This window comes from Aminobacter sp. BA135, assembly GCF_050859125.1.
Taxonomy (GTDB): Bacteria; Pseudomonadota; Alphaproteobacteria; order Rhizobiales; family Rhizobiaceae; genus Aminobacter; species Aminobacter ciceronei.
This window is the reverse complement of record NZ_CP139572.1, coordinates 3,164,555-3,189,602: the sequence shown is the minus strand read 5'-3', so window position 1 is coordinate 3,189,602 and position 25,048 is coordinate 3,164,555. Positions and strand designations below refer to the sequence as shown.

26 protein-coding genes and 1 tRNA gene are annotated in these 25,048 nt (G+C 62.9%); 8 read left to right on the top strand and 19 right to left on the bottom strand.

Annotated features, from left to right (window positions below):
- Window positions 1–9 precede the first annotated feature (9 nt).
- Together SLT36_RS15510 and SLT36_RS15505 are read right to left on the bottom strand one after the other, a co-directional pair.
- Window positions 10–756: a cytochrome c biogenesis CcdA family protein gene (locus SLT36_RS15510; protein WP_067962212.1), complete on the bottom strand. Its 747-nt coding sequence runs from the start codon at window positions 754–756 to the stop codon at window positions 10–12.
- Window positions 757–976: 220 nt separating this feature from the next.
- A complete protein-coding gene (locus SLT36_RS15505; protein WP_432283425.1) occupies window positions 977–1,315 on the bottom strand; it encodes a hypothetical protein in 339 nt (112 codons plus the stop codon).
- Between the two features lie 262 nt (window positions 1,316–1,577).
- Here SLT36_RS15505 and SLT36_RS15500 point away from each other — a divergent pair.
- A tRNA-Lys gene (locus tag SLT36_RS15500) sits at window positions 1,578–1,653 on the top strand.
- A gap of 127 nt (window positions 1,654–1,780) precedes the next feature.
- Window positions 1,781–2,287, top strand: coding sequence for a BA14K family protein (locus tag SLT36_RS15495; RefSeq protein ID WP_432283424.1), 507 nt, complete (start codon window positions 1,781–1,783; stop codon window positions 2,285–2,287).
- 46 nt (window positions 2,288–2,333) lie between these two features.
- Here the strand turns inward: SLT36_RS15495 and SLT36_RS15490 are convergent, their stop codons facing one another.
- A complete protein-coding gene (locus SLT36_RS15490) occupies window positions 2,334–3,107 on the bottom strand; it encodes a DeoR/GlpR family DNA-binding transcription regulator (protein WP_067962218.1) in 774 nt (257 codons plus the stop codon).
- Window positions 3,108–3,469: 362 nt separating this feature from the next.
- Here SLT36_RS15490 and SLT36_RS15485 point away from each other — a divergent pair, with 362 nt between their 5' ends.
- On the top strand, window positions 3,470–4,126 hold the full coding sequence (locus SLT36_RS15485; RefSeq protein ID WP_432283423.1) for a TerC family protein: 657 nt from the start codon (window positions 3,470–3,472) through the stop codon (window positions 4,124–4,126).
- A 67-nt stretch (window positions 4,127–4,193) separates the two neighbouring features.
- Here the strand turns inward: SLT36_RS15485 and SLT36_RS15480 are convergent, their stop codons facing one another.
- The 6 genes from SLT36_RS15480 to SLT36_RS15455 all read right to left on the bottom strand — a co-directional run bounded on the left by SLT36_RS15480 (window position 4,194) and on the right by SLT36_RS15455 (window position 9,988).
- Window positions 4,194–5,606, bottom strand: coding sequence for a pyridoxal phosphate-dependent decarboxylase family protein (locus tag SLT36_RS15480; protein ID WP_432283422.1), 1,413 nt, complete (start codon window positions 5,604–5,606; stop codon window positions 4,194–4,196).
- A 47-nt stretch (window positions 5,607–5,653) separates the two neighbouring features.
- Window positions 5,654–6,385 (bottom strand): peptidase, encoded by a 732-nt coding sequence (locus SLT36_RS15475; RefSeq protein WP_432283421.1) that lies wholly within the window; start codon window positions 6,383–6,385, stop codon window positions 5,654–5,656.
- A gap of 34 nt (window positions 6,386–6,419) precedes the next feature.
- Window positions 6,420–7,214, bottom strand: a complete 795-nt coding sequence (locus tag SLT36_RS15470; protein WP_067966579.1) for a transglutaminase family protein — start codon at window positions 7,212–7,214, stop codon at window positions 6,420–6,422.
- A 12-nt stretch (window positions 7,215–7,226) separates the two neighbouring features.
- Window positions 7,227–8,168, bottom strand: a complete 942-nt coding sequence (locus tag SLT36_RS15465; protein WP_432283420.1) for an alpha-E domain-containing protein — start codon at window positions 8,166–8,168, stop codon at window positions 7,227–7,229.
- Window positions 8,169–8,185: 17 nt separating this feature from the next.
- Window positions 8,186–9,598, bottom strand: coding sequence for a circularly permuted type 2 ATP-grasp protein (locus tag SLT36_RS15460; RefSeq protein ID WP_192316656.1), 1,413 nt, complete (start codon window positions 9,596–9,598; stop codon window positions 8,186–8,188).
- Window positions 9,599–9,751: 153 nt separating this feature from the next.
- Window positions 9,752–9,988, bottom strand: a complete 237-nt coding sequence (locus tag SLT36_RS15455; protein ID WP_067966581.1) for an Lrp/AsnC ligand binding domain-containing protein — start codon at window positions 9,986–9,988, stop codon at window positions 9,752–9,754.
- A 167-nt stretch (window positions 9,989–10,155) separates the two neighbouring features.
- On the opposite strand from SLT36_RS15455, the gene SLT36_RS15450 reads away from it, so the two are divergent.
- Window positions 10,156–10,668: a DUF4864 domain-containing protein gene (locus tag SLT36_RS15450; protein WP_432283419.1), complete on the top strand. Its 513-nt coding sequence runs from the start codon at window positions 10,156–10,158 to the stop codon at window positions 10,666–10,668.
- Window positions 10,669–10,711: 43 nt separating this feature from the next.
- Here SLT36_RS15450 and SLT36_RS15445 read toward each other — a convergent pair whose 3' ends face one another.
- The 3 genes from SLT36_RS15445 to SLT36_RS15435 all read right to left on the bottom strand — a co-directional run bounded on the left by SLT36_RS15445 (window position 10,712) and on the right by SLT36_RS15435 (window position 14,347).
- Window positions 10,712–12,292, bottom strand: a complete 1,581-nt coding sequence (locus SLT36_RS15445) for an ABC-F family ATP-binding cassette domain-containing protein (RefSeq protein WP_432283418.1) — start codon at window positions 12,290–12,292, stop codon at window positions 10,712–10,714.
- A 127-nt stretch (window positions 12,293–12,419) separates the two neighbouring features.
- Window positions 12,420–13,181 carry a class I SAM-dependent methyltransferase gene (locus tag SLT36_RS15440; RefSeq protein WP_432283417.1) on the bottom strand — a complete coding sequence of 254 codons (762 nt, stop codon included), beginning with the start codon at window positions 13,179–13,181 and terminating at the stop codon, window positions 12,420–12,422.
- A gap of 191 nt (window positions 13,182–13,372) precedes the next feature.
- Complete coding sequence (locus tag SLT36_RS15435) at window positions 13,373–14,347, bottom strand: threo-3-hydroxy-L-aspartate ammonia-lyase (RefSeq protein WP_432283416.1); 975 nt, start codon at window positions 14,345–14,347, stop codon at window positions 13,373–13,375.
- A 144-nt stretch (window positions 14,348–14,491) separates the two neighbouring features.
- Between SLT36_RS15435 and dinB the strand changes: the two genes are divergently transcribed.
- Complete coding sequence (dinB, locus tag SLT36_RS15430; protein ID WP_432283415.1) at window positions 14,492–15,739, top strand: DNA polymerase IV; 1,248 nt, start codon at window positions 14,492–14,494, stop codon at window positions 15,737–15,739.
- A gap of 10 nt (window positions 15,740–15,749) precedes the next feature.
- On the opposite strand, the gene tgt is transcribed toward dinB, so the two are convergent.
- From tgt to coaD, 6 genes are read right to left on the bottom strand one after another with little or no spacing between them, the layout of a single operon-like run.
- Entirely contained in the window at window positions 15,750–16,886 is a 1,137-nt protein-coding gene (tgt, locus tag SLT36_RS15425) for a tRNA guanosine(34) transglycosylase Tgt (RefSeq protein WP_432283414.1), read from the bottom strand.
- Entirely contained in the window at window positions 16,883–17,959 is a 1,077-nt protein-coding gene (queA, locus tag SLT36_RS15420) for a tRNA preQ1(34) S-adenosylmethionine ribosyltransferase-isomerase QueA (protein WP_432283413.1), read from the bottom strand. The genes tgt and queA overlap by 4 nt, the downstream gene beginning before the upstream one ends.
- Window positions 17,959–18,408: a DMT family transporter gene (locus SLT36_RS15415; protein ID WP_432283412.1), complete on the bottom strand. Its 450-nt coding sequence runs from the start codon at window positions 18,406–18,408 to the stop codon at window positions 17,959–17,961. The genes queA and SLT36_RS15415 overlap by 1 nt, the downstream gene beginning before the upstream one ends.
- Before the next feature lie 6 nt (window positions 18,409–18,414).
- Window positions 18,415–18,930 (bottom strand): peptidylprolyl isomerase, encoded by a 516-nt coding sequence (locus SLT36_RS15410; protein WP_432283411.1) that lies wholly within the window; start codon window positions 18,928–18,930, stop codon window positions 18,415–18,417.
- A 27-nt stretch (window positions 18,931–18,957) separates the two neighbouring features.
- Window positions 18,958–19,545 (bottom strand): peptidylprolyl isomerase, encoded by a 588-nt coding sequence (locus SLT36_RS15405; RefSeq protein WP_432283410.1) that lies wholly within the window; start codon window positions 19,543–19,545, stop codon window positions 18,958–18,960.
- 20 nt (window positions 19,546–19,565) lie between these two features.
- Window positions 19,566–20,066 (bottom strand): pantetheine-phosphate adenylyltransferase, encoded by a 501-nt coding sequence (gene coaD, locus SLT36_RS15400; RefSeq protein ID WP_432283409.1) that lies wholly within the window; start codon window positions 20,064–20,066, stop codon window positions 19,566–19,568.
- 206 nt (window positions 20,067–20,272) lie between these two features.
- Between coaD and SLT36_RS15395 the strand changes: the two genes are divergently transcribed.
- A complete protein-coding gene (locus SLT36_RS15395) occupies window positions 20,273–20,425 on the top strand; it encodes a hypothetical protein (RefSeq protein WP_165915867.1) in 153 nt (50 codons plus the stop codon).
- 111 nt (window positions 20,426–20,536) lie between these two features.
- Here SLT36_RS15395 and gyrA read toward each other — a convergent pair whose 3' ends face one another.
- Window positions 20,537–23,347 carry a DNA gyrase subunit A gene (gyrA, locus tag SLT36_RS15390; protein WP_432283408.1) on the bottom strand — a complete coding sequence of 937 codons (2,811 nt, stop codon included), beginning with the start codon at window positions 23,345–23,347 and terminating at the stop codon, window positions 20,537–20,539.
- A gap of 295 nt (window positions 23,348–23,642) precedes the next feature.
- Between gyrA and SLT36_RS15385 the strand changes: the two genes are divergently transcribed.
- Window positions 23,643–24,272 (top strand): MarC family protein, encoded by a 630-nt coding sequence (locus tag SLT36_RS15385; protein ID WP_154387050.1) that lies wholly within the window; start codon window positions 23,643–23,645, stop codon window positions 24,270–24,272.
- Between the two features lie 163 nt (window positions 24,273–24,435).
- Window positions 24,436–25,041: a nucleotidyltransferase domain-containing protein gene (locus tag SLT36_RS15380; RefSeq protein ID WP_432283407.1), complete on the top strand. Its 606-nt coding sequence runs from the start codon at window positions 24,436–24,438 to the stop codon at window positions 25,039–25,041.
- Window positions 25,042–25,048 lie beyond the last annotated feature (7 nt).

The following is a 25,048-nucleotide window of genomic DNA, read 5'->3' as shown; positions in this document are numbered from 1 at the left end:
TTTTTGGAGCTAGCCGAGCTGGCCGAGCACCGGAAAGCGCTCCAGCAACCAGTAGGATGCGGTCTGCACGCCACCGGTCAGGAACAGCACGCCTGCAACCACCAGAAGCGCACCGATGGCCTTTTCGACCTTGCCGAGATGGACGCGGAACTTCTGCAGGAACCGCATGAAAGCGCCCGAAAACAGCGCCGCGATCAGGAACGGAATGCCAAGGCCGAGCGAATAGACAGCCAGCAGGGCAGCGCCCTCTCCCACCGTCTCGCGGCCGCCGGCCAGCGTCAGGATCGGCCCCAGCACCGGTCCGATGCACGGCGTCCAGCCAAAGGCAAAGGCTAGGCCCATCAGATAGGCGGCGAGATTGCTCGCCGGCTTGCCCTGCGACTGGAAGCGCGCCTCGCGCGAAAACAGCGGAATGCGCAGGATGCCGAGGAAATTCAGGCCCATCAGGATGATCAGCACGCCAGCCGCCATCGCCAGCGGTTCCTGCCAGGTTCGCAACAGCTGCCCGATCGTCGAGGCGCCAGCACCCAGCGCCACGAAGACGGTGGAAAAACCGAGCACGAAGCAGGCCGACGCGGTCAAAAGCGCGCCGCGGGCGCGGGAAACGGTTGCGGCCCCGCCCTCGGCCCGGAAGTCGTCGACCGAAACGCCCGCCATGTAGCAGAGGTAAGGCGGCACCAGCGGCAGCACGCAAGGCGACAGGAACGACAGGGCGCCCGCCCCCAATGCGCTGAGATAACCGACGTCCAATGCCATTCAATGCCGCTCCACAATGTGCAGGGCCGCTATAGCGGCAGCGGCAATCAGGTACCAATCACCATTTTGTGGCAGACGGGCCGGTTGCTTCCGGCCCGGTGCGGTTTTCTTCGGCGTTCCTGCGACGTGCATTGCCGATAGCCACTCTATTCGAGGTTCGGCGCAAAAGGTGCCGAATCTGTTCCCGGCGTGACCAGCCCGGGCTTGCTCGAAGCCAGCCCTATTCGTGGATCGTGTATTCGCCGAGTTCGCAGAGGTTCTGCTTGTCCTCGGTGGTGTCGAGGTCTGAGCCTTCCTCGAATTCGAAGCGCATGTCGTATTCGCAGACGCTGCGGCCATCGGCGATGGTGATCTGCATGCTTTCGCCTGCGCCCAGCGTGTCGCGGCCGAAGATGTCGTCTTCCCACTGGTCAACGCCAACCGGCGAGGCGTAGAAATTCGTCAGCACCGATTTCGTGCCGTTCTTGAGCGTGAAGACGAGGTCTTCTGACTGTGCGACGGCGGGAATGACGGAAGTTGCGAAAACGGAAGCAACGGCGAGTTTCAAAAGAATACGCATCTATCAAATGTCCAAAACGATAAGCCCGATATTGGGCCTCCGATGTCTAGCAGCGCTGCCGGATGCCAGCAATATCACCAAGAGGTAATATTACGCGCGTGAGCGGTTGCCAGGAAATGCCGAGCGAGTTGAGTTGCAGGGTCGAGAGCCAATTGCCGGTCGCCATTCGACAGCCTGTTTGCAATGATGTTTTTCCGGTTGACCCGCCGGGACACTCTCCCTATGTTCCGCCGCAATTTCGGGGTCGCCAAACGGCCTCCGGGAGCGCGTAGCTCAGCCGGTAGAGCAACTGACTTTTAATCAGTAGGTCCAGGGTTCGAATCCCTGCGCGCTCACCATTTTGCCTCACAGCATCTTCCCGCCGAACTGCCAAAGCCGCTGCGACGTCTGGCCGCTCGCAGGAACAATTTTCCCGGCGCATCGTTATGCTCGTGAAGGAACGATCCGTCCTACGAGGAGAAGACAATGAACAAGATGATTTCAGGCTTGATGGCCACGGCTATCGCGGCATCGTTTGCGATAATGCCGGTGGCCGAGGCAGGCGCGGCCTCAGCTTACATGCCCAAGGCTCCGCAGGCCGACACGGCCATGCAGCAGGTCCAGTATGACGGCTATTGGAAGAAACGCCGAGTGATGCGCAGCGACAGCGCCAGCCATTTCCGCGCACCGCGCAGCGGTTTCTATCGCGAACGTGGCGACGTGGTGTATTTCAACGGTCATCGCGGTTATCGCGACTACCGACCCGGCTATCGTCGCCACAACAACTTCTGGTTCCCGGCAGGCGCCTTCATAGCGGGTGCGATCATCGGCGGCGCAATCGCCAACCAGCCGCAGCCGCGCTACGTCCAGCCGAGCCGCTATGGCAATGCGCATGTGCAGTGGTGCTACGACCGTTACCGTTCGTATCGCGCGTCCGACAACACCTTCCAGCCCTATAACGGGCCGCGCCAGCAGTGCTATTCGCCCTACTGATTCCGGGCTCTACTCAGTCTGTATTGATAAGGTCGGTGACCCGCGCTCATGGCGCGGGTCTTTTCGTTTCGACGAGCTGCACGTCCGATTCCGCACAGATCTTGCGGATGCTCGGAATATCGCAATGGTCGGTGATGAAGGTGTCCATCTGTGACAGATGCGCGATGCGCACCGGTGCGGTGCGCTCGAACTTGGTCTGGTCCGACACCAGGATGACGTGGCGCGCATTGGCGATGATCGCCTGCGCCACCTTGACCTCACGGAAGTCGAAGTCGAGAAGCGCGCCATCGTGATCGATAGCCGAGGCGCCGATCACCGCATAGTCGACCTTGAACTGGCGGATGAAGTCGACCGCCGCCTCACCGACGATACCGCCATCCGATCCGCGCACCACACCACCGGCGATTACCACTTCCATATCAGGATAGACGCGCATCCTGTTGGCAACATTGATGTTGTTGGTGATGACCATCAGCCCCTTATGGTCGAGCAGCGCCTTGCCGACGGCCTCCGTGGTGGTGCCGATATTGACGAACAAAGAGGCGTTGTCGGGAATGATGCGCGCCGCCGCCTGGCCGATCGCGTCCTTCTCGTCGGCGGCGATCTTGCGCCGCGCCTCGTACTCCAGGTTCTCGATGCCAGAGGGGAACAGCGCCCCGCCATGGATGCGGCTCAACAGCCGCTGGTCGCAGAGATCGTTGAGATCCTTGCGGATCGTCTGCGGCGTCACCTGGAAATGGCTCGCCAGGTCGTCGACCAGCACGCGGCCATTGTCCTTGGCAAGCTGGATGATCTCGGACTGGCGCGGCGACAGATACATTGTGAGCGTTCCCCAGAATTTCGTTTTGAGCAACGATAGGCCAAAACGAAAGCAGTGAAAAGGCACTTGAAAGTCACATCGAAGCCGCAATCGCAGATTATCCGGCAATATGCCGGATGGGGAACAATTGCTGTTTCGACCTTGAAATCCGCGCCGCGATCGATTAGGAACCTGCCACCCAGGCCGGGCCCCTCTGGCAGCCACCATGGCTGCGATGTCGGACTGGAGTTTCCAATCCGGCGGCCTGGCTCAAATGTACTCACCGATCAGCACGTCCTGATTCTAGCCCACGCGGAACCACCCCGCCACGGCAGATCATGTCTGCAAGCCTTGCCGCCCTTGCTGAAAGCAAAGGGTGCCATATGACAGAATTCTTTACTCCCGAGGCCTTAACCGCCCTCTTCCAGGTCATCATGATCGATCTGGTGCTGGCCGGAGACAATGCCATAGTCATCGGCCTTGCCGCGGCGGGCCTTCCGAAAGACCAGCGTACCAAGGCGATCGTCGTCGGCATCATCGCTGCGACGGTGCTGCGCATCGGCTTTGCCGCCGCCACGACCCAGCTCCTTCAGATCGTCGGCCTGTTGCTCGCCGGCGGCGTCCTGCTGCTCTGGGTGTGCTGGAAGATGTGGTACGAACTGCGCGCCAACCACGCTCAGGAAACCCAAGCCGTCGAAGCGCTGAGCGAGACGGACATCGACAAGGACGGCAAGGTCGCGGGCACTGCGCCGACCAAGACCTTCCGCCAGGCTGCGTGGCAAATCCTCATCGCCGACGTCTCGATGTCACTCGACAACGTGCTGGCGGTTGCCGGCGCCGCGCGCGACCACCCGAACGTCCTGATCTTCGGTCTGGTGCTGTCGATCGCGCTGATGGGCGTCGCCGCGAGCTTCATTGCCAACCTGCTGCAGAAGCACCGCTGGATCGCCTATGTCGGCCTGGTCATCATCCTCTATGTCGCCGGCGAGATGATCTATCGCGGCACGATCGAGGTGCTGCCCCACATCCAGGGCGCCTGACACATCGCCTGAACAATAAAGCCAGCCGGAACGTCCTGTTCCGGCTGGTCTTTCCTACGATTGATGCCTATCCCGCAGCCCGTGCGATCTCGACGATCACCTCGAAAGCCGTGTCGACATCGGCTTCCGTCGCCTCGAACTGCCCGGCCTGGAAGCGGATTACGGCGCGCCCGTCAAGCCGCGTCTGCGTCAGGTAAATGCGTCCGTCGCGATTGATCGCCTCGACAAGCGCCAGATTGTGGTCGTCGAGATCGCCAACGCCGGGCGGCGTATGGCGGAACGAAAACAGCGACAGCATCGGCTCGCTGGTGATCTCGAATTCGGGCTCGTCGCGCAGCCGCTGCACCAGCTTGCCGCTCCACGAAACGTGATTGCGGATCATCATGCGCAGGCCTTCCAACCCATGCGCGCGCAGCAGAAACCACAATTTCAGCGCCCGGAAGCGTCGGCCAAGCGGCACCGACCATTCCGAATAATTGGTGATGCCGTCGCGGCCATGCGTCTTCAGGAACTCCGGCCGGATCGCCAGCGTGCGTACGAGGCTTTCCGGATCGCGGATGAACTGGATCGAACAGTCGAACTGCGCCCCCAGCCATTTATGCGGATTGAAGACGATGGAATCCGCGCCCTCGACACCTGCCCAGAAATGGCGGAACTCCGGGCAGATCATCGCCGAGCCAGCCCAGGCGGCGTCGACATGAACGTAGAGGCCGTGGAGCTTGGCAACCTCCACGACCGCCGCCACGTCGTCAGTGCCGCCCACGCTGGTGCCGCCGACACAGGCAATGATGCCAGCCGGCAGCAAGCCATTGTTGCGGTCCTCGACGATTGCTGCATCCAGTGCCTCGGGCGACATGGCACGAAAGCGCCCCTCGCTCGGAATGCGTACCAGATTGTCATCGCCAATGCCTGATATCCAGATGGCGCGATCAATCGACGTGTGCACGTGCTCCGAGCAGTAGACGCGGATCCGGGGCGCAGCCGACAGACCAGACTTGTTTCCCTGCCAGTCGAGTGCGCGTTCGCGCATCGTCAGCACGGCGGCAAGCGTCGCCGACGAGGCCGAATCCTGGATCACACCGGTAAAGCTTTCAGGCAGGCCGAGGGCCTGGCGCATCCAGTCGACGACGCGGGTCTCGAGTTCGGTCGCCGCGGGCGAGGTCTGCCACAGCATGCATTGCGCGGCCATTGCGCTCACCAGATACTCCGCCACCACAGACACCGGTGCCGCATTGGCCGGAAAATAGGCGAAAAAGCGCGGATGCTGCCAATGCGTCATGCCCGGCACGATCTTGGCCTCGAAGTCGGCGAAGATCTCGTCCATCGGCTCGGCGGTCTCAGGCGGGCTGGCGGCAATCGTGTTCAGCACCTGGCCCGGCTCGAGGCGCGGTCGTACCGGCAGGTCGCGCAGGCCGTCGCGATAGTCGGCGCCCCATTCGGCGGCCTTCTGCGACCAATGGCGAAACGCCTCGCTATCCATGGCAATTCTCCCTCCGCCATCAGCCTCAGGACCGGCCAGGCATTCGATTATTCGATGAAATCGGGCAAGCTCTGGAACGCGGCCTTCAAGGCATCCGACCAGCCTTCGGACACACTCCGGTAATAGGGATCGTCGGGGCCGATGCGCCTCTTCAGCCCGATCTTGAAACTGTCCTTCTCGTAGAACGCCAGATCGAGCGGCAGGCCGACCGACAGGTTCGATTTCAGCGTCGAATCGAACGACACCATCAAAAGCTTCACGGTTTCAGCAAAGCTCATTGCGCGGTCATAGGCGCGCACGATGATCGGCTTGCCATATTTGGTCTCGCCGATCTGGAAGAACGGCGTGTCTTCACTGCATTCGACGAAATTGCCTTCGGGATAGATCATGAACAGTCGGGGTTCGCTGCCTTTGACCTGGCCGCCGAGAATGAAGGAGGCGTTGAAGGCCGCATCCGCCGTCTGGCCGGCCGGGGCCGACTGGGCGATCACTTCCTTGACCGTGTCGCCGACGATGCGTGCGATCTGGAACATCGAAGGCGCTTCGAGCAGCGTCGGCGCCCGCTCGGCGGCAGCCTTGGTACGCTCGTCGAGCAGGCTGACCACGGCCTGCGTGGTGGCCAGATTACCGGCCGACATCAAGACGACCGCGCGCTCGCCCGGTTGCTCCCAGATGCGCATCTTGCGAAAGGTAGAGATATTGTCGACCCCGGCATTGGTCCGCGTGTCCGACATGAACACCAGGCCACGGTCAATTTTCATGCCGACGCAATAGGTCATCGATTCCAGTTCCGGCGAATGTTCTTATGCCGGATTACTGCTCTACCGTGATGTGGACTGCAAGCCGTTCCTGCGCATGCCCGATCAGAATGCCGGCTATCGGCATCGCCTCGCGATAGTCGCGGCCGACAGCCACGCGCACATAACGTTCGTCGGGCGACATGCCGTTGGCTGCATCGAAGCCGACCCAGCCGAGGTCGCTGACATAGGCCTCCGCCCAGGCGTGCGTAGCAACCTGGTCGACCCGGTCGTTCATCATCAGGTAGCCGCTGACATAGCGCGCGGGAAATCCAAGCAGCCGGGCCGAAGCGGCAAATACATGTGAGTGGTCCTGGCAGACGCCGGTCCCTTTCACCAGTGCTTCCTCGGCGGTCGTGCGCGAGTCAGTCGTGCCGGTGACATAAGCTATCCGCTGCTGGATGAGCGCCATCAACCCGTGCAGCCGCTGCAGGTCGCCGCCATCGCCGACGCTAGCCGCCAGATCGCGGATCGCTGTGCCGGGCGCCGTCAGCGGCGTCTGGTGTTCGAAGAGCCAGAGCGGCGCAAAACCGCGATGCGGTCCCGAAACACCAGCCGTATCGTTGGTCTCTATCTCACCTTCAGCCACCACGCTGATCGTATGCGGATCTCCATCGATGGACAGAAGCCGCGTGTCGTTGCCGAACTGATCGAGGAAACGCACCTCTTCCCGCGCGCCTTCGATGTGCAGCGCCCAGGTCAGCATCGTCTGTGCCGGTCCGCTCGCCGGCCACAGCCTCAGCCGCTGCAGGCCGTAGCGGATCGGCTCGTCATAGCTGTATTCGGTGCGGTGGCTGACCTTGAGCCGCATCATCCTATCCGATCAATAAAAGCCGAAATCCTGGGCGACCTGATCGCCCAGCCGGTTATTGTCCCTGATGAAGTCGGCCAGGAACTCGTGCAGACCGGTTTCGAAGATGTCCTTGATTTCGGTGCCACGCAGACGGGCATAGATCCGCTCGGCAATCTCCTGCGCCGGATGCCGGGCGCCATAGTCCTCGCCGAGGAACTTCAGATGCTCGGCAAGGAAGCGATAGCTGAACGACAGCGAACGCGGCATGCGCGCATTGAGGATCAGATACTCGGCGATGTTGGTCGGCTTGTATTCGGCCTCGTAGACCCAGCGATAGGACCGGTGCGCCGCAACCGACCGCAAGATCGATTCCCACTGGTAGTTGTCGAGCGACGAGCCAACCCAGGAGACCGAAGGCAAAAGCACGTAATACTTGACGTCGAGGATACGCGCGGTGTTGTCGGCGCGTTCCATGTAGGTGCCGAGCTGGGCGAAATCGAAGATCTCGTTGCGTAGCATCGTTCCATAGAACGAACCGCGGATCAGCGCGGTTTCGCGCTTAATGGCGTCGAGCACGCCGGGCAATTCGCGCTGATCGATCGGAGACGCCAGCATGCGCTTCAGCGCCATCCACGCTTCGTTGATGCTCTCCCAGGTCTCCCGCGTCAAAGCCGTGCGCACCATGCGCGCATTGTTGCGCGCGGTCTCCATCGCCGCCACGGCACTCGACGGGTTCGACATGTCGCGCAGCAGGAAATCGGCAACGTTTTCTGCCGTGTAGTCTGAGTGTTTCTCGGCAAAAGAGCTGGCAGCACCGGCGGAGAGCAGCACCGATTTCCATTCCTCGGAGGCATCCTGGCTGCGGGTCAGCGCGATGCGCAGGCCGGCATCGATCAGCCTTGCCATGTTCTCGGTCCGCTCGATATAGCGGTTCATCCAGTAAAGGCCGTTGGCGGTGCGTCCCAGAAGCATGAAAAATCAACGTCCCCCTAGTCGTCCAGAACCCAGGTATCCTTGGTCCCGCCGCCTTGCGATGAATTCACCACCAACGACCCCTCCTTGAGGGCCACACGCGTCAACCCGCCCGGCACAATGCGGATACGGTCGGAGACCAGCACGAACGGCCTGAGGTCGACATGCCTGGGGGCAAGCCCCTTCTCGGTCAGGATCGGGCAGGTCGACAGCGACAGCGTCGGTTGGGCGATGTAGTTCGACGGCCGGGCAGCGAGCTTCTTGGAAAACTCCTCGCGCTCCTTCCTGGTGGCGGCAGGGCCGACCAGCATGCCGTAGCCGCCCGAGCCGTGCACTTCCTTGACCACCAGCTCGGCCAGATGCTCCTGGACATATTTCAGGCTGTCTGCTTCCGAGCAGCGCCAGGTCGGGATGTTGCCGAGGATCGGCTTGCGGCCGGTGTAGAACTCGATGATCTCGGGCATGTAGGAATAGATCGCCTTGTCGTCGGCGATACCGGTGCCTGGGGCATTGGCAATCGTGATGTTGCCGGCGCGGTAGACGTCCATGATGCCGGGCACGCCGAGTGCCGAATCCGGCTTGAAAGTCAGCGGGTCGAGATAGGCGTCGTCGACACGGCGGTAGAGCACGTCGATCTGCTTGTAGCCCTCGGTCGTGCGCATCGCGACATGGCCGTCGACGACGCGCAGATCCTGTCCCTCGACAAGCTGCACGCCCATCTGGTCGGCCAAAAACGCATGCTCGAAATAGGCCGAGTTGAAGCTGCCCGGCGTCAGCACGGCAATTGTCGGCGCACCGTTCACACCGTTCGGCTTCACCGCCGCCAGCGACTGCCTGAGCAACTGCGGATAGTTCTCGACCGGATGCACCTTGATGCGCTGGAACAGCTCGGGAAAGAGCTGCAGCATCGTCTCGCGGTTCTCCAGCATGTAGGAGACGCCCGAGGGCGTGCGCGCATTGTCCTCGAGCACGTAGAACTCGTTTTCGGCGATGCGTACGATGTCGACGCCGATGATGTGGGTGTAGACGCCTGCCGGCGGCCTGACCCCGATCATCTCCGGCAGGAAGGCCTCATTGGTGGCGATCAGCTCGCGTGGCACGCGCCCTGCCCTGAGGATCTCCTGGCGATGATAGATGTCATCGAGAAAAGCGTTGAGCGCCTGAACGCGCTGCTCGATGCCCTGCGTCAGCCGGCGCCATTCATTGCCTGAAATGATGCGGGGGACGATGTCGAACGGGATCAGCCGTTCCGATGCTTCTTGCTCGCCATAGACGGCAAAGGTGATGCCGGTCTTGCGAAAAACGCGCTCGGCATCGCGCATCTTTTCAGTAAGTCGGGCGGGGTCCTGGTTTTTCAGCCAGCCGTCATAGGCCTCATAGGGTCTTCTCAAACCGGCTTCTGCCGGCAGCATTTCATCGAACGCAACCAATGGCAAACTCCCCTCTTGGCCAGTGAAATGACCTCGGGAGAGAAAATCAAGCGCAATCGCCGGTTTTGGCGACAGCCGGCTTATTTATCGGAAAATTGCCTGTATTTTCGGCAGTATGCAGGCGATATGAGCAGATCCCTGCCCTTGTCCCGCTCAGAACGCGCGGAACGTCACCGTGGTGAAGGTATCCTTGATGTTGCCGATGGCATGGACTCGTTCGTTGACGAAGTGGCCGATGTCCTCTTCGTCATCGACGTAGAATTTGACCAGCAGGTCGTAGTTGCCGGCAGTCGAATAGATCTCCGAGGCGATTTCGGCGTCCGCCAATGCGCTCGCCACCTCATAGGCCTTGCCGAGCTCACATTTGATCTGCACGAAAAAGGTCTTCATCGCTTCGTCCGTTCCATCGTTGCCCGTCTTGTCGCAGAACGGACCATGCCTTTCAAGCGACAGCTGCGTTGTGACCACGGCAAAGAGATTTGATTACAGATGCGACGACTGTCCCGAACCTGCGAACGGAGCTGCAGCCTGTCCTCCCAACAGCACCGGAATGCCAGATGCGCAACCGGCTGATCCGAAAAACTCCTTGCCAATGCAACCATTTTGCGCGAACCAGCGTGTCTGCTGGCATCGCCCATGGTTGGCGACCGGAGAACCTCATGCGCCGCGCCGCCCTTTTTGCCTGCCTGCTCATGTCCCTCCCGGCCTATGCCGGTGAGGCCGAAATCAAGGCAGCACAAGACAGCATTTCGGGCCAGCTCCATGCCTTCCGCTCGGGCAACGACGCCACTGCCTACAGCTACGCCGCCCCCAATGTGAAGCGCATTTTCCCGACCCTCGACACGTTCATGAGCATGGTCACGGGCGCGTACAAGCCAGTGCACAAGCCGCAGAGCTTCTCCTTCGGAAAATTCCAGGAAACGAGCCCGACATCGATCGTCCAGCAGGTGATCATCGTCGGTGCCGACGGAAAGGACTACGAAGCCGTCTACACGCTCGAACTCCAGCCCGACGGCGTCTGGCGCATCACCGGCGTCAGCCTGCGTGCCTCAAACTCGCTCAGCACCTGATCAGGGCCGCGACCGACGATCGCCCGAACGCATCCGGCTCCTGTCAGCCAAGTTCGACCCGCCTGGTGATCCCGATCGCCTCGAGGAATGCCTGGTCGTGGCTGACCACCAGCAGTGCCCCGTCATAGGCACGCAATCCGGCCTCCACTGCCTCGATGGCGTCGATATCAAGATGATTGGTCGGCTCGTCGAGGATCAGCAACGCTGGCGGCGCCTTGCCGCCGAGCACGCAGGCGAGCCCGGCCCGCAGCAACTGGCCGCCGCTCAGGCTGCCCGCGACCTGCAACGCCGCATCGGCACGGAACATGAAGCGCGCCAGCGCCGCACGGCAGGCATTTTCGTCAGCCTCGGGATTGATGCGGCGGAAGTTGTCGCGGATCGAAGCCTTGGCGTCGAGCAAGCCGACCTGCTGGTCGAGCATGGCATAGGCGGTCAGTATGGAGACACTGCCCGCCCATGGCTCGAGTTCACCCGAGATCGCCTTGAGCAGCGTTGTCTTGCCGCTGCCGTTCCCTCCCACCAGCGCGACACGCTCCGGCCCGGTCACATCGAGGAAAAAGTCCGAAATGACCGGCCTTCCCGGCTCGTAGCCAGCCGTCAGCCGATCAACGCGCAGCACCGACTTCGTGGGCGGCAGGCCCGTCGACGGCAATTTCAGCGAGATGGGCTGCAGCACCTCGATCCGCTCGCGGGCGGCGGCGGCATCTGCTTCCGTCTGGGCGCGCCGGCGCTCGGCCAGGCGGATGTTTTCGCCTGATGTGTTCTCGGCGCGGTTCTTCAGCCCGCCTATCAGGATGCGCGGCATGTCACCCTTGGCCGCTTTGCGTTTGCCGGCCCCGTCTTTGCGTGCCTTGCGCTCGGCCGTCGCCTGGCCTTTCACGGCAACCTCCGACACACGTCGTTCGGCGTCGAGCAGATCGTGCTCGGCCGCGGCCAGTTCGATCGCCTTGCGCTCGCGATAGAGACTCCAGTTGCCGCCATGACGCGTGGCTCCCAGCGGCGTCAGCTCAACGATGGCGTCCATCGTGTCCAGCAACTCTCGGTCGTGGCTGACGACGATAGCCCCGGTGCGCCAGCCGGCCAGCAAGTCGATCACCGCGCTCCGCCCATCCCGGTCGAGATTGTTGGTCGGCTCGTCGAGCAGGATGAAATCGGGCTCGCCAAAGACCAGCGCGGCGAGCCCCGCACGCGTACGCTGGCCGCCCGACAGGGCATCGAGCGCCGTGGCAGGCTCCGCGCTCAACCCGACGCGGGCGAGTGCAACCTCGATGCGTGCCTCCAGCGTCCAGTCGGCATTGGCCAATTCCTCGACACTGGCAAGTCCGGCCTCAGCACGCCGCAGCAGGTCGAGCCCCTCAGATGCCCCGAACAGGTCGGCCACGGTTTCGCCTGGCGAGATCTGCGCCGCCTGGCGCAGTAGTCCTAGCGTGCCAGCAACGGATACCTTGCCGGTCTCCGGTAGCAAGGAGCGCGATATCAGATGCAGAAGCGTCGACTTGCCAACGCCATTGCGTCCGACAAGCCCCGAACGGCCTGCTTCGAAGTTCAGCGATAGATTGGAAAAGAGCGTCCGGCCGTCAGGCGTGGACCAGGCAATATTCGACAGAGAGATTGATGCAGGCATGGAATTCCCCAATGGCAAGGCGGTTCGGCGTTGCTGTCGGGCAAAAATCCATTGAGGCACACATCCTGTTGAAATTACTGATGGCGGCTAGATAGTCGAGCTGCCGCCTTGGTTCAAGCTATTGATTTCATTCCGGCCGGCGCGCCTCGACGCTGATCGTCTCGCAGCCAGTGGCTGGCGCCTGGCCGTAACGATAGTCACCAGAGGCGACGACGTCGACGAAACCCGTTTCACGCAGCGCCATGGCAAATTCCTCGACGCCCCACCAACGCAGGCTGAACAGCTCCAGTTCGGTGTCGACGAGCTTGGTGTCCTTCCACAGTTCGTAGCGCAGATGCGTCACGGTGGTCTGCGCGACATAGTCGGTTGAAACGCGCGCATCGGTCAGCGTCATCAGATCGCCGTCCCAGGTGGTCCAACTCCGCACCCGGCCGCCCTCACCCAGGAAGCCGCCGATGGCGTCCAGGTCGATCATCAGCCGCCCGCCCGGCGCCAGATGATCGAAGAACCGCCGCAGAACGGCCTTCGCCACAGCCATGTCGGTGATCAGCTGGAACGAGCCAAGCGGCACGACGATTGCCGCAAAGCGGCGATCGTAGGCAAAGGTCTCGAACGTCCCATGGCTGATCCGCCCCTCGTCGAGCGAGCGCTCCGCACAGGCCCTGCGACAATAGCCAAGCATCTCGTTCGAGGGGTCGAAGCCGCTGATGTCGAAACCGGCTTCCAGCATCGGCACGAAAAAGCGACCATTGCCGACAGCAGGCTCCAGGATGGAGCCGGCACAATCCGCAAGACGCCCACGATAATATTCGATGTCTCCGAAAGAGCGCCCAACCGGCTTGTCGAGATTGTAGACCCAGGAGGCGAGCGTTCCGTATCTGTTGTTCATGCGCGCCTGCCCCGTCTGATCTACAGCAATTTCCGCTGACCTTCGCGCGGCCAAGCATGTCCGCGCCATAGGACGGACTTGCTTGCCGCGTCCAGCCACTAAATCTTCGGGAACGAGCGTTGCGTGGTCGCTGTGGCGCGGACACAACGCCTTCAGGCGGAGAGTTGCGCGCCACAGGCTCAGGTCAGACGTCAGGCGTCGGCGAAGAACCCACTCAATGCCTTCAAGTCGACATTGCCGCCGCTGAGCACGATACCGACGCGTTTGCCCGCACAGCCGACGACGCCGTTGAGCGCTGCCGCCGCCGCCAGACAGCCGGTCGGTTCGACAATCAGCTTCATGCGTTCGGCAAAGAAGCGCATCGTCGCCACCAGTTGCGCATCGCTGACCGTGACGATGCCGTCGACCTTGGCCTGCAGGATCGGAAAATTGTGGTCGCCGACATAGGTGGTCAGCGCCCCATCGGCGATCGACTTCGGCGGCGCGATGCGAACCACCTCACCCCTCTGCAGCGACTGCTGTCCGTCATTGCCGGCCTCCGGCTCGACGCCGATGACGCGACAGCCAGGCGCCAGTGCCTTGGCGCTCAGCGCACAGCCGGCAAGCAGGCCGCCGCCTCCGAGCGGCGCGATGAGGATGTCGAGCTGTCCAACCTCGTCGATCAGTTCAAGTGCCGCCGTGCCCTGGCCGGCAATGATGTCGGGGTGATCAAAGGGCGGGATGACGGTCATGCCGCGTTCCTCGGAAATCCCGCGCGCCATCGCCTCGCGATCATCCTTGTAGCGGTCGAAGAACACCACCTCGGCGCCATAGCCACGGGTCGCCGCAACTTTGATCTCGGGAGCGTCCTTAGGCATCACGATAACAGACGGCGCGTCGAGCAGCGTCGCCGCATAGGCGAGCGCCTGAGCGTGGTTGCCGGAGGAAAAGGCGACGACGCCCTTCTGCCTGGCTTCCGGCGACAGCGCGGAAACGGCGTTGTAGGCACCGCGGAACTTGAAAGCACCGGCGCGCTGCAAATTCTCGGCCTTGAAGAACAGCTCGCCGCCAATCTTGGCATTGGCAGCGCGCGAGGTCAGCACCGGGGTCCTATGCGCCTCGCCAGCGATGCGCGAAGCCGCAACCTTGACGTCTTCAAATGTTGGAACGCGCAGCGAAACAGTCATGGGATTCTCCTTGGATTGCGGCACCATAGTCGACGCCAGCGATTTCCATAAGCCCGCACCGGACGCCACCGCTTGCGCCAGCGCGCTTGACTTTTCGCATGTATGTTCCCTTTATGTTCTAAACACTCTCGACAGATCGCCTCTATGGAAAGCGCAGCCACCATCCTGCATGCCGACCTCGACGCCTTCTATGCGTCGGTCGAACAGTTGCTCGACCCGAGCCTGCGCGGACAGCCCATCGCCGTCGGCGGCGGGGTGGTGCTCGCTGCGTCCTACGAAGCCAAGGCGTTCGGCGTCCATGGCGGCATGCCAGGCCGGCGCGCCCGCGAACTGTGCCCCGGCCTCATCTTCGTCGGTGGCAATTTCAGGGAGTACCAGCGTCTGGGTGACGCAGCGATCGCGGTGCTCGGCGATTTCACGCCGCTGGTCGAGCGCATCTCCATCGACGAGGCTTTCGCCGACGTCGCCGGCTGCACCCACCTGTTCGGTTCGCCCGAGGAGATCGCGCAAAAGATCAGGAACAGGGTCCGGACCGAACTCGGCCTGCCGATATCAGTCGGCGTCGCCCGCACCAAGCACCTCGCCAAAATCGCCTCGCAGGTCGCCAAGCCCGACGGCATCGTCGTGGTCGACGACAGTGCGGAAATCGCATTCCTGCACGGCCTGCCCGTCGGCCTGATGTGGGGTGTAGGCCCAGCGACCGAAACGCGCCTGGCGGACGCCGGCATCACCACCATCGGCCAACTGGCCAACGCCAACCGGCATGTGCTCGAACGCCTGCTCGGTCACGCATCAGGCGAAAAGCTGGCGGCACTTGCCTGGAACCGCGATCCACGCCGCCTCCAGCCGCATCGCCGCTCCCATTCCGCCGGCGCGCAGTCCGCGCTCGGTATGAAACCGGCGCGGCCCGATATCTACGTGCCTGCCCTGCGCCACCTCGCCGACCGCGTCGCTTCGCGCCTCCGGGCCAAATCACGCCCCGGTCGCACCATCACCGCCCGCGTCCGCTTTGCCGACCTGCGTTCGGTGACGCGGTCAATCACACTCGACGCGCCGATCTCGGCCACCGCAATGATCACGGAAGTCGCCGAAGAACTGGTGCGCGGCGTGCTCGCCCAGTACCCGAGCGAACGCGCCATATCGCTTCTGGCAATCTCTGTCTCGCATCTCGAGGAACATTCCGGCCTGCAGCTCGAACTGCCGCTTGGCCTCGCCGACGAAAAACACCGGCCAGGCACGCGAAAAGGCCAGGCGCGCTGGGGCGCTGACCGTGCCATGGACGCGATCCGCGAACGTTTCGGCTGGGGAGCGGTCGGCTACGCCTCGGTCACGCTCGGGCACGCGGGGTCCGTGCCCGATACCTTCCGCGAACTGGCCGAGAAAGAGCTGTGAGCGGCTGACCTCAGCCCTTGTGCAGCGGGATGTCGCCGCGCGCCCATCCTTCGCTGATCTCGGCGGTACGGTCGGCAAAACGCCCGGCCTCGATCGAGGCACGGATCTCGCTCATCAAGTGCTGGTAATAGGACAGGTTGTTCCAGGTCAAAAGCATCGCGCCCAGCGCCTCGCCCGAGCGCACCAGGTGGTGCAGGTAGGCGCGGCTGTAGTCGCGCGCCGCCGGGCAATCGCTCTCTTCGTCCAGCGGCCGCGGATCATCGGCGTGGCGGGCGTTGCGCAGATTGACCTTGCCGCGCCGGGTATAGGCGAGACCGTGGCGGCCGGCGCGCGTCGGCATCACGCAATCGAACATGTCGATGCCCCGCGCCACCGACTTGATGATGTCGTCTGGCGTGCCGACACCCATCAGGTAGCGCGGCTTCTCCTGAGGCAGTTCCGGACAGGTAATGTCGAGCATGTCGAGCATCACCTCCTGCGGCTCGCCGACGGCGAGGCCGCCGACGGCATAACCCTTGAGCTCCAGCGCCTTCAGCGCCTGCGCCGAGCGCACACGCATGTCAGGAATATCGCCGCCCTGGACGATACCGAACATGGCCTTGCCCGGCTGGTCGCCGAAGGCGGTCTTGCAGCGTTCGGCCCAGCGCAGCGACATTTCCATGGCGCGCTGGATTTCCTTCGGCGTCGACGGCAGCGCCGTGCATTCGTCGAGCTGCATCTGTATGTCGGAATCGAGCAGCCCCTGGATCTCGATCGAGCGCTCCGGCGACATCTCGTAGGGCGCGCCATCGATATGCGAGCGGAAGGTCACGCCCTTTTCGCTGATCTTGCGCAGCTTCGACAGCGACATCACCTGGAAGCCGCCGGAATCGGTCAGGATCGGATGCGGCCAGCGGGCAAAGTCGTGCAGGCCGCCGAGCTTGGCCACCCGTTCCGCGCCGGGACGCAGCATCAGATGATAGGTGTTGCCCAGGATGATGTCGGCGCCGACGCCGCGCACCTGATCCATATACATCGCCTTGACAGTGCCGCCGGTGCCGACAGGCATGAAGGCCGGCGTACGGATGGTGCCGCGCGGCATGGTGATTTCGCCGCGCCGCGCCTTGCCGTCGGTCGCGAGCAGCTTGAAGGTGAACTCAGAACTCATCGGTCGTCCCTGAACAGCAGGCTTGAATCGCCGTAGGAATAGAAGCGGTAGCCGCTCGTAATGGCATGCGCATAGACATCGCGCATGCGCTCCAGTCCGGCAAAGGCCGAAACCAGCATGAACAGCGTCGAGCGCGGCAGGTGGAAATTGGTCATCAGCGCATCGACGAATTTGAAGCGGTAGCCGGGTGTGATGAAGATGTCGGTCGGGCCTGACCAGGCGGCCAAGGTACCGTCTTCGCGCGCGGCACTCTCCATCAGGCGCAGCGACGTGGTGCCGACGGCAACCACCTTGTTGCCCCGCGCCCGCGCCGCATTCAGCACGGTTGCAGTCTCGGCCGAAACGTATCCGATCTCCGAATGCATCTTGTGGTCGGCGGTGTCATCGGCCTTTACGGGCAAAAAAGTGCCGGCGCCGACATGCAGCGTCACGAACTGCTTTTCGATGCCGCGCGCCTCGAGCGCCGCAAACAATTCCGGCGTGAAATGCAGGCCGGCGGTGGGCGCAGCGACAGCCCCCTCTTCGCGGGCATAAACGGTCTGGTAGTCCTTGCGGTCGCGCTCATCATCCGGGCGCTTCGAAGCGATATAGGGCGGCAGCGGAATGTGGCCGACGGCATGCAGCGCCTCGTCCAGCGCCGGCCCGGCGAGGTCGAATGCCAAAAGCGCCTCGCCGCCCTCGCCCTTCTCCAGCACCGTGGCGTCGAGTTGGCCAAGCATGCAGGCCTCCGCATCATGGCCGAACCGGATGCGGTCGCCTATGGCAACCCGCTTGCCTGGCCGCATGAAGGCAAGCCAGCGGTCGGGTGCGGTGCGCATGTGCAGTGTCGCATCGACATGCGCCACGGCCTCGCCACGCACCCGAACACCCTTGAGCTGAGCCGGAATGACACGCGTGTCGTTGAGCACCAGCACATCGCCGGGCTCGAGCAGCGTCGGCAGGTCGCGCACCGACAGATCGGCCAATTCCGCGCCCGGGCGAACGGTCAGCAGCCGCGCCGTGTCGCGCGGCTCTGCCGGACGCAGCGCAATGTTCGCCTCCGGCAGGTCGAAATCGAAAAGGTCTACACGCATCAGTAGATACGGATCATCAGCGCGCCGGCGAGCAGCAGCACGGCACCGACGATACGGCCCATGGAGATCTCGCGCACGGCAACACCCAAAATGCCGGCCTTGTCGACAAGCATGCCGGCCAGAAGCTGACCCGCCACCAGGAAGGCCATCAAGGCGGCGGCACCGATGCGTGGGGTCAGCAGCACCGTGGAGGTGACATAGACCGCTCCCAGCACGCCACCGGCCACGAACAGCCACGGCGCCGGCGCCTTCCAGTCGATGACCAGCCCTTGCGTGCGGGTGGCTAGGAAGGTGATCACGCCGAGCACGATCGCGCCAGACAGAAACGAAATAGCAGCCGCCGCGACGGGCACGCCGAGCCCGCGCGCCAGCTGCGCATTTATCGGAGCCTGAATGGCAATGAAGGCGCCCGCCAGAACGCCGAGAAGCGACCAGAGAGCGCCAGCCATTGTCAGTTATTCCGCGACGTCGGCCGCAACCTTCAGCGACACGATCTTGTCGGGATCCTGCACCGGCTCGCCGCGCTTGATCTTGTCGACATTGTCCATGCCTTCGATGACCTGGCCCCAGACCGTGTACTGGCGGTTCAGGAAGCCGGCGTCCTCGAAGCAGATGAAGAACTGCGAGTTGGCCGAGTTCGGGTTCTGGGCGCGCGCCATCGAGCAGGTGCCGCGGGCGTGGTTCATGTTGTTGAACTCGGCCTTCAGGTCCGGCTTGTCCGAACCGCCCATGCCGGCACGGCCCGGGTTGAAGTCCTTGCCGCCCGACTTGCCGAACTTGACGTCTCCGGTCTGGGCCATGAAGCCGTCGATGACGCGGTGGAACACCACGCCGTCATAGGCGCCTTCGCGCGCCAGTTCCTTGATGCGGCCGACATGGCCGGGCGCCAGGTCCGGGAACAGCTCGATGACCACATTGCCCTTGGTCGTTTCCATGATCAGCGCGTTTTCGCGATCCTTGATCTCGGCCATGATGAAATTCCTTCTCTTCGTTTTCGTTTACTTGGCGTCCGCGGCGATGCGGACCTTGATCATGCGGTCGGGGTCGCTGACCGACCCGTTATTGGCCGCGTCACCCTTCTTGATGGCGTCGACCAGTTCCATGCCGCTCTCGACGTCGCCGACGATGGTGTACTGGCCGTCGAGTGAGGAGGCGGTGTCGAACATGATGAAGAACTGCGAATTCGCCGAATTCGGGTCCTGCGAGCGTGCCATGCCGACGACGCCGCGCTTGAAGTTTTCCTGTGAGAACTCGGCCTGGATGTCGGGCAGCTTCGAGCCGCCCATGCCGGCGCGGTTGGGATCAAAGCCATCCTTCATGTCGCCGAACTCGACGTCGCCGGTCTGGGCCATGAAGCCGCCGATGACGCGATGGAACGCGACGTTGTCATAGGCGCCTTCGCGCACCAGCGTCTTGATCTGGGCGACGTGCTTGGGCGCGAGGTCGGGACGCAGCGCGATGGTCACGTCGCCACCCTTCAGCGTGATGACCATCGTGTTCTCGGGCTCGGCAGCAATGGCTGCAGCCGATCCGGCCAAAAGGCCGGCGAGGACGACGAAGGACGAGGCAAGCTTCCTGAGCTGCATGTTTCGATACTCCGGAGAAATTATTTCGCGAATTTGGCGTTGAGCGCGCCGGCAACCGCCGCCGGCACGAACGGACGTATGTCGCCGCCCATCGAGGCTATCTGGCGGACAAGTGTGGCGGTAATGGTGCGAACCGAAGGGCTCGCCGGCAGGAAAACGGTCTGCAGTTCGGGCGCCATGGTCTCGTTCATGCCGGCCATCTGCATCTCGTAGTCGAGGTCGGTGCCGTCGCGCAGGCCGCGGATCATGATCGAAGCGCCTTCCTTGCGCGCCGCGTCGATCACCAGCCCGTCAAAGGCCACCACCTTGATGCGTCCGCCATCAGCGCCGAATTCCGCCTGCGTCGCTTCCTCGATAAGCGTCACACGCTCTTCGAAGGAAAACAGAGGCTTCTTGCCGGGATGAATGCCGATAGCGGCATAGACGACGTCGGCAACGGCCAGCGACGCCTTGAGCACGTCGAGATGGCCGTTTGTGAGCGGGTCGAACGACCCGGCATAGATGGCGATGCGATCAGTCATGGGCTGCTTCTAGAACATCGGCGCCAAAGGTGGAAGCGCGCATTGCCGCCAACCCGCCCCGTGTCCGACCGGAAATTGGTTTACGAGATGAATGCGAGATGAACGGCAATCTCAGGATCAGTTCAAGCGGATGTGAATAGAACGTCATTATAGTGGGTGAAACCAAACAGCGTCTCGTCCGTTGTTTCCAGCAGGAGAACAGCGCCATGATGATCTACATGCTCGCCGCGGCCATGACTCTGGCCATGCTCGTCGCCACCGCCTTCAGCCTCCACCAGGAGGCTCACCGCGTCCGCACCAAGGTCCAGACCGCCCGCGTGCAGCTTCCGGGCTGGCGCAATCCGCGCGCCCCGCGCTGAACAGTTTCTGCCCCTCCAGGCAAAAGCGGCGCCACGGCGTCGCTTCTTTCTCTTCCTGATTGTCTGATCTCAAGCTCTTGAACAGACGCTATTTTCAGGCGCCCGCAAAGATCAGCCCTGTTCACCCTCGGGTGCAGGGTCTGCGCTCAGTGCTTCGCCGGCAGCGCCGTCGCCGTTGACCGCCTCGTCGGCCTCATCCTCGCCCTGCGGCTCGGAAATCCGCTCGACCGACACCACCTTCTCGCCGTCGGCGGTGTTGAAGATCGTCACGCCCTTGGTGGCGCGGCTGGCCGTGCGGATGCCGTCGACAGGCACACGGATGACCTGGCCGCCGTCGGAGACGAGCATGATCTGGTCGTCATTGCCGACCGGGAAGGTCGCCACCAGCTTGCCGATCTCCGCCACCTTCGACACGTCGGTTGCGCGGATACCCTTGCCGCCGCGGTTTGTCAGGCGGAAATCATAGGACGACGAACGCTTGCCATAGCCATATTCGGTGACCGTCAACACGAACTGCTCGTGCTCGCCAAGGAACTGGTAGCGCTCCTCGGTGATGTCGGCTTCCTCGCCGACATCCTCGTTGGTCAACGCGATATCCTCGTCCTCGCCGGCGGCGACTCCGGCGGCCAGTCGCCGCTCGGCGACCGAGCGCTTGAGATAGGCGGCACGCTCGGCCGGGCTTGCCTCGACATGCTCGATGATCGCCATCGAGATGACGCGGTCGCCGTCAGCCATGCTGATGCCGCGCACGCCGACCGAGTTGCGGCTCTGGAACACGCGCACGTCGTCGACGCGGAAGCGGATGCACTGGCCGGAATCGGCGGTCAGCAGCACGTCGTCATTGTCGGTGCAGGTCTCGACGCCGAGGATCTCGTCGCCTTCCTCCTCCAGCTTCATGGCGATCTTGCCATTACGCTTGACGTCGACGAAGTCGCTCAGCTTGTTGCGGCGCACGGTGCCGCGCGTGGTGGCGAACATCACGTCGAGCTCGCTCCAGCTTGCCTCGTCCTCGGGCAAAGGCATGATCGTGGTGATGCGCTCGCCCTGCTGCAGCGGCAACAGGTTGATCAGAGCCTTGCCACGCGACTGAGGATTGCCGATCGGCAGGCGCCAGACCTTTTCCTTGTAGACGATGCCGCGCGACGAGAAGAACAGCACCGGCGTGTGCGTGTTGACGACGAACAGGCGGGTGACGAAATCCTCGTCCTTCGTCGACATGCCGGAGCGGCCCTTGCCGCCGCGACGCTGTGCCCGGTAGAGCGACAGCGGCACGCGCTTGATGTAGCCGGAGTGGCTGACGGTGACGACCATATCCTCGCGTGGGATAAGGTCCTCGTCTTCCATGTCGGAGCCGGCGTCTGTGATCTCGGTGCGGCGCGGCACGCCAAACTCGTCACGCACGGCAACCAGTTCGTCCTTGACGATCTGCTGAATGCGGGCCCGCGACGACAGGATGTCGAGATAGTCAGTGATCTCGGCGCCGATCTTGTTCAGTTCGTCGGCGATTTCGTCGCGGCCAAGTGCCGTCAGGCGCTGCAGGCGCAGTTCGAGGATGGCGCGGGCCTGCTCTTCCGACAGGTTGTAGGTGCCGTCATCGTTGATGCGGTGGCGCGGATCGTCGATCAGGCGGATCAAGGATTCGACGTCGGATGCAGGCCAGCGCCGCGTCATCAACTGGTCGCGCGCCGTCTGCGGATCGGGCGCGGTACGGATCAGCTTGATGACCTCGTCGATATTGGCAACCGCGATCGCCAAGCCGACCAAGATGTGGGCTCGGTCGCGCACCTTCTTGAGCAGGTACTTGGTGCGACGGCTGATCACCTCTTCACGGAAGGCGACGAACGCCTTCAGCATGTCGAGCAGCGTCAGCACCTCGGGCTTGCCGCCGTTGAGCGCCACCATGTTGGCGCCGAACGACGTCTGCAGCGGCGTGAAACGGTAGAGCTGGTTGAGGATGACCTCGGCATTGGCATCGCGCTTGAGCTCGATGACAACGCGGTAGCCCTGGCGGTCGGATTCGTCGCGAATGTCGGAGATGCCTTCGATGCGCTTGTCGCGCACCAGTTCGGCCATCTTCTCGATCATCGTCGCCTTGTTCACCTGGAAGGGAACTTCGGTGATGATGATCGCCTCGCGGTCGCCGCGGCTTTGCTCGATATTGACCCTGCCGCGCATCATGACCGAGCCACGGCCGGTCGAATAGGCGTTGTAGATGCCCGAACGCCCGAGGATCAGGCCACCGGTCGGGAAATCCGGGCCGGGAATGATCTCCATCAGGTCAGGCAGGTCGATCGCAGGGTTTTCCATGACGGCGATGGCGCCGTTGCAGACTTCGACGAGATTGTGCGGCGGAATGTTGGTCGCCATGCCGACGGCGATGCCGCCGGCGCCATTGACCAGCAACGCCGGGAAACGCGCCGGCAGCACACGCGGCTCCTGGCCCGACGCGTCGTAAGTATCCTGGAAGTCGACAGTGTCCTTGTCGATATCCTCGAGTAGCTCATGGGCGACCTTGGTCAGGCGCGCTTCGGTGTAGCGCATCGCCGCGGGCGGATCCCCGTCGATCGAACCGAAATTGCCTTGCCCATCGATCAGCGGCACGCTCATCGACCAGTCCTGCGCCATACGCACCAAGGCGTCATAGATCGAGGCGTCGCCGTGCGGGTGATATTTACCCATCACGTCGGCGACCGGACGCGCCGACTTCACATATTTGCGGTTCCAGTGGTAGCCGCTCTCATGCGAGGCGAAGAGAATGCGGCGATGCACCGGCTTCATGCCGTCGCGCACGTCTGGCAGCGCGCGACTCACGATCACGCTCATCGCGTAATCGAGGTAGGAGCGCTGCATCTCCTCGATGATGGAAATCGGCTCGATGCCGGAGGGACCGTCAGGTCCACGCGGTGATTTCTGGTCGGTCAACTCGGATCACGCATGTTGGGAATCATTTACCTTATATATAGGAACGGTCGTCGAAAGACCAATTTCGGCCTCGCTTTTCCAATGCTGATTTGGGACGCGATTTCAAAAGGATAGCTTATCCTTCCAACATTGCGGCGAGATGTCCTGCCTGTTCTTGCCGCCCTTGCACCCGGCGACTCCACGATCCGGCAGCGGCAACTGCCGGCCATGGCCAAATGACGGCCGCTCGATCTGATTTTGCCACTGGCGCGGCAACTGTCGTCAGGTTAGCCTGCATTCGCCGGGGAGATGCCTGATGCCGCTTTTCGACACTGTTTTCAATGCCTTCGTCACCATCCTCGTAACCATCGACCCGCCGGGCCTGGCGCCGCTGTTCCTTGCGGTGACGCGCGGCATGAACCGCGAACAGCGCCTGCAAGTGTCGGTGCGCGCCAGCGTCATAGCCTTTGTCGTGCTGGCGGTCTTCGCCGTTGCCGGTGCGGCCATCCTCACAGTTTTCGGCATCACCCTGCCCGCCTTCCGCGTCGCCGGCGGCTTCCTGCTGTTCTTCATCGCCTTCGAGATGGTTTTCGAGAAGCGCCAGGACCGCAAGGAGAAGATTTCTGATGTCGCGATCACCCGCGACCACATCCACAACATCGCCGCCTTCCCGCTCGCCATTCCACTGATCGCCGGTCCCGGCGCGATCTCGGCGACGGTACTGCTCTCCGGCTCATTTCAGGGCTGGGCCGGCCAACTGGCGCTGGTCCTGATCATCCTCGCCTGCCTCGCCGCCACCTATCTGGTCTTCGTGCTCGCCGAACGCATCGACCAGTTCCTCGGCCAAACCGGCCGCTCGATCCTGACTCGCCTCCTCGGTGTGATCCTGGCAGCCCTCGCCGTGCAATTCGTCGCCGACGGCATCAAGGCACTGATGGCGGCTTAAGGCGCGAGAGCCCACTAGGCCGCTCTGACCCCGTCGATCCAGACCACCGGTCTTCGTCACCTGCGCAACCGGCTGCAGGGGCCTGAAGTCAGCCGTTCGTCGCACGAAGCGGCCTTGACCCGGGCCTCGATACGGTTAAGGCAGCGCAAAAGGACAGCCCCGCATGAAACAGCCCGATGCGCCGGACCATGACGCGTGGTGCGCCTGGCATCCAACCGAGTTGGCACGTCGCCTGACCGGCGTCTCCGTGCCATGGTGCGTCGCCGGCGGATGGGCGCTCGACCTCTGGCACGGCCATCAAACACGCGAGCACGAAGACCTCGAATTCACGGTCCTGCGCAGCGACGTACCCGTCTTCCGCCGCGCACTGGCCGACATGGAATTCCACACTGCCGGAGACGGCATCGTTAAACACCTGCCCGCGCAAAGTGCTCCGCCTGCTGAAATCTCCCAGGTCTGGTGCCTGGACGTTGTGCAACATTGCTGGCGGGTCGACATGATGATCGAGGAGGGGTCGCCGGATCTGTGGGTTTACAAGCGAAACCCCGCCATATCAGTGCCGCGCGCAGACATTGTCGCCACGACACCGGCCGGCATCTCCTACCTCAAGCCGGCAGCCGTCCTGCTGTTCAAGGCGAAACACGGGCGCCCCAAGGACGAAGTAGATTTCGCCAACGCCCTGCCGAAGCTGCAGCAATCGGAACGCAGCTGGCTGAAGGACTGCCTCGACCTATGCCACCAGGGACATCGATGGGCGGAAAGGCTGTAACCTCGTC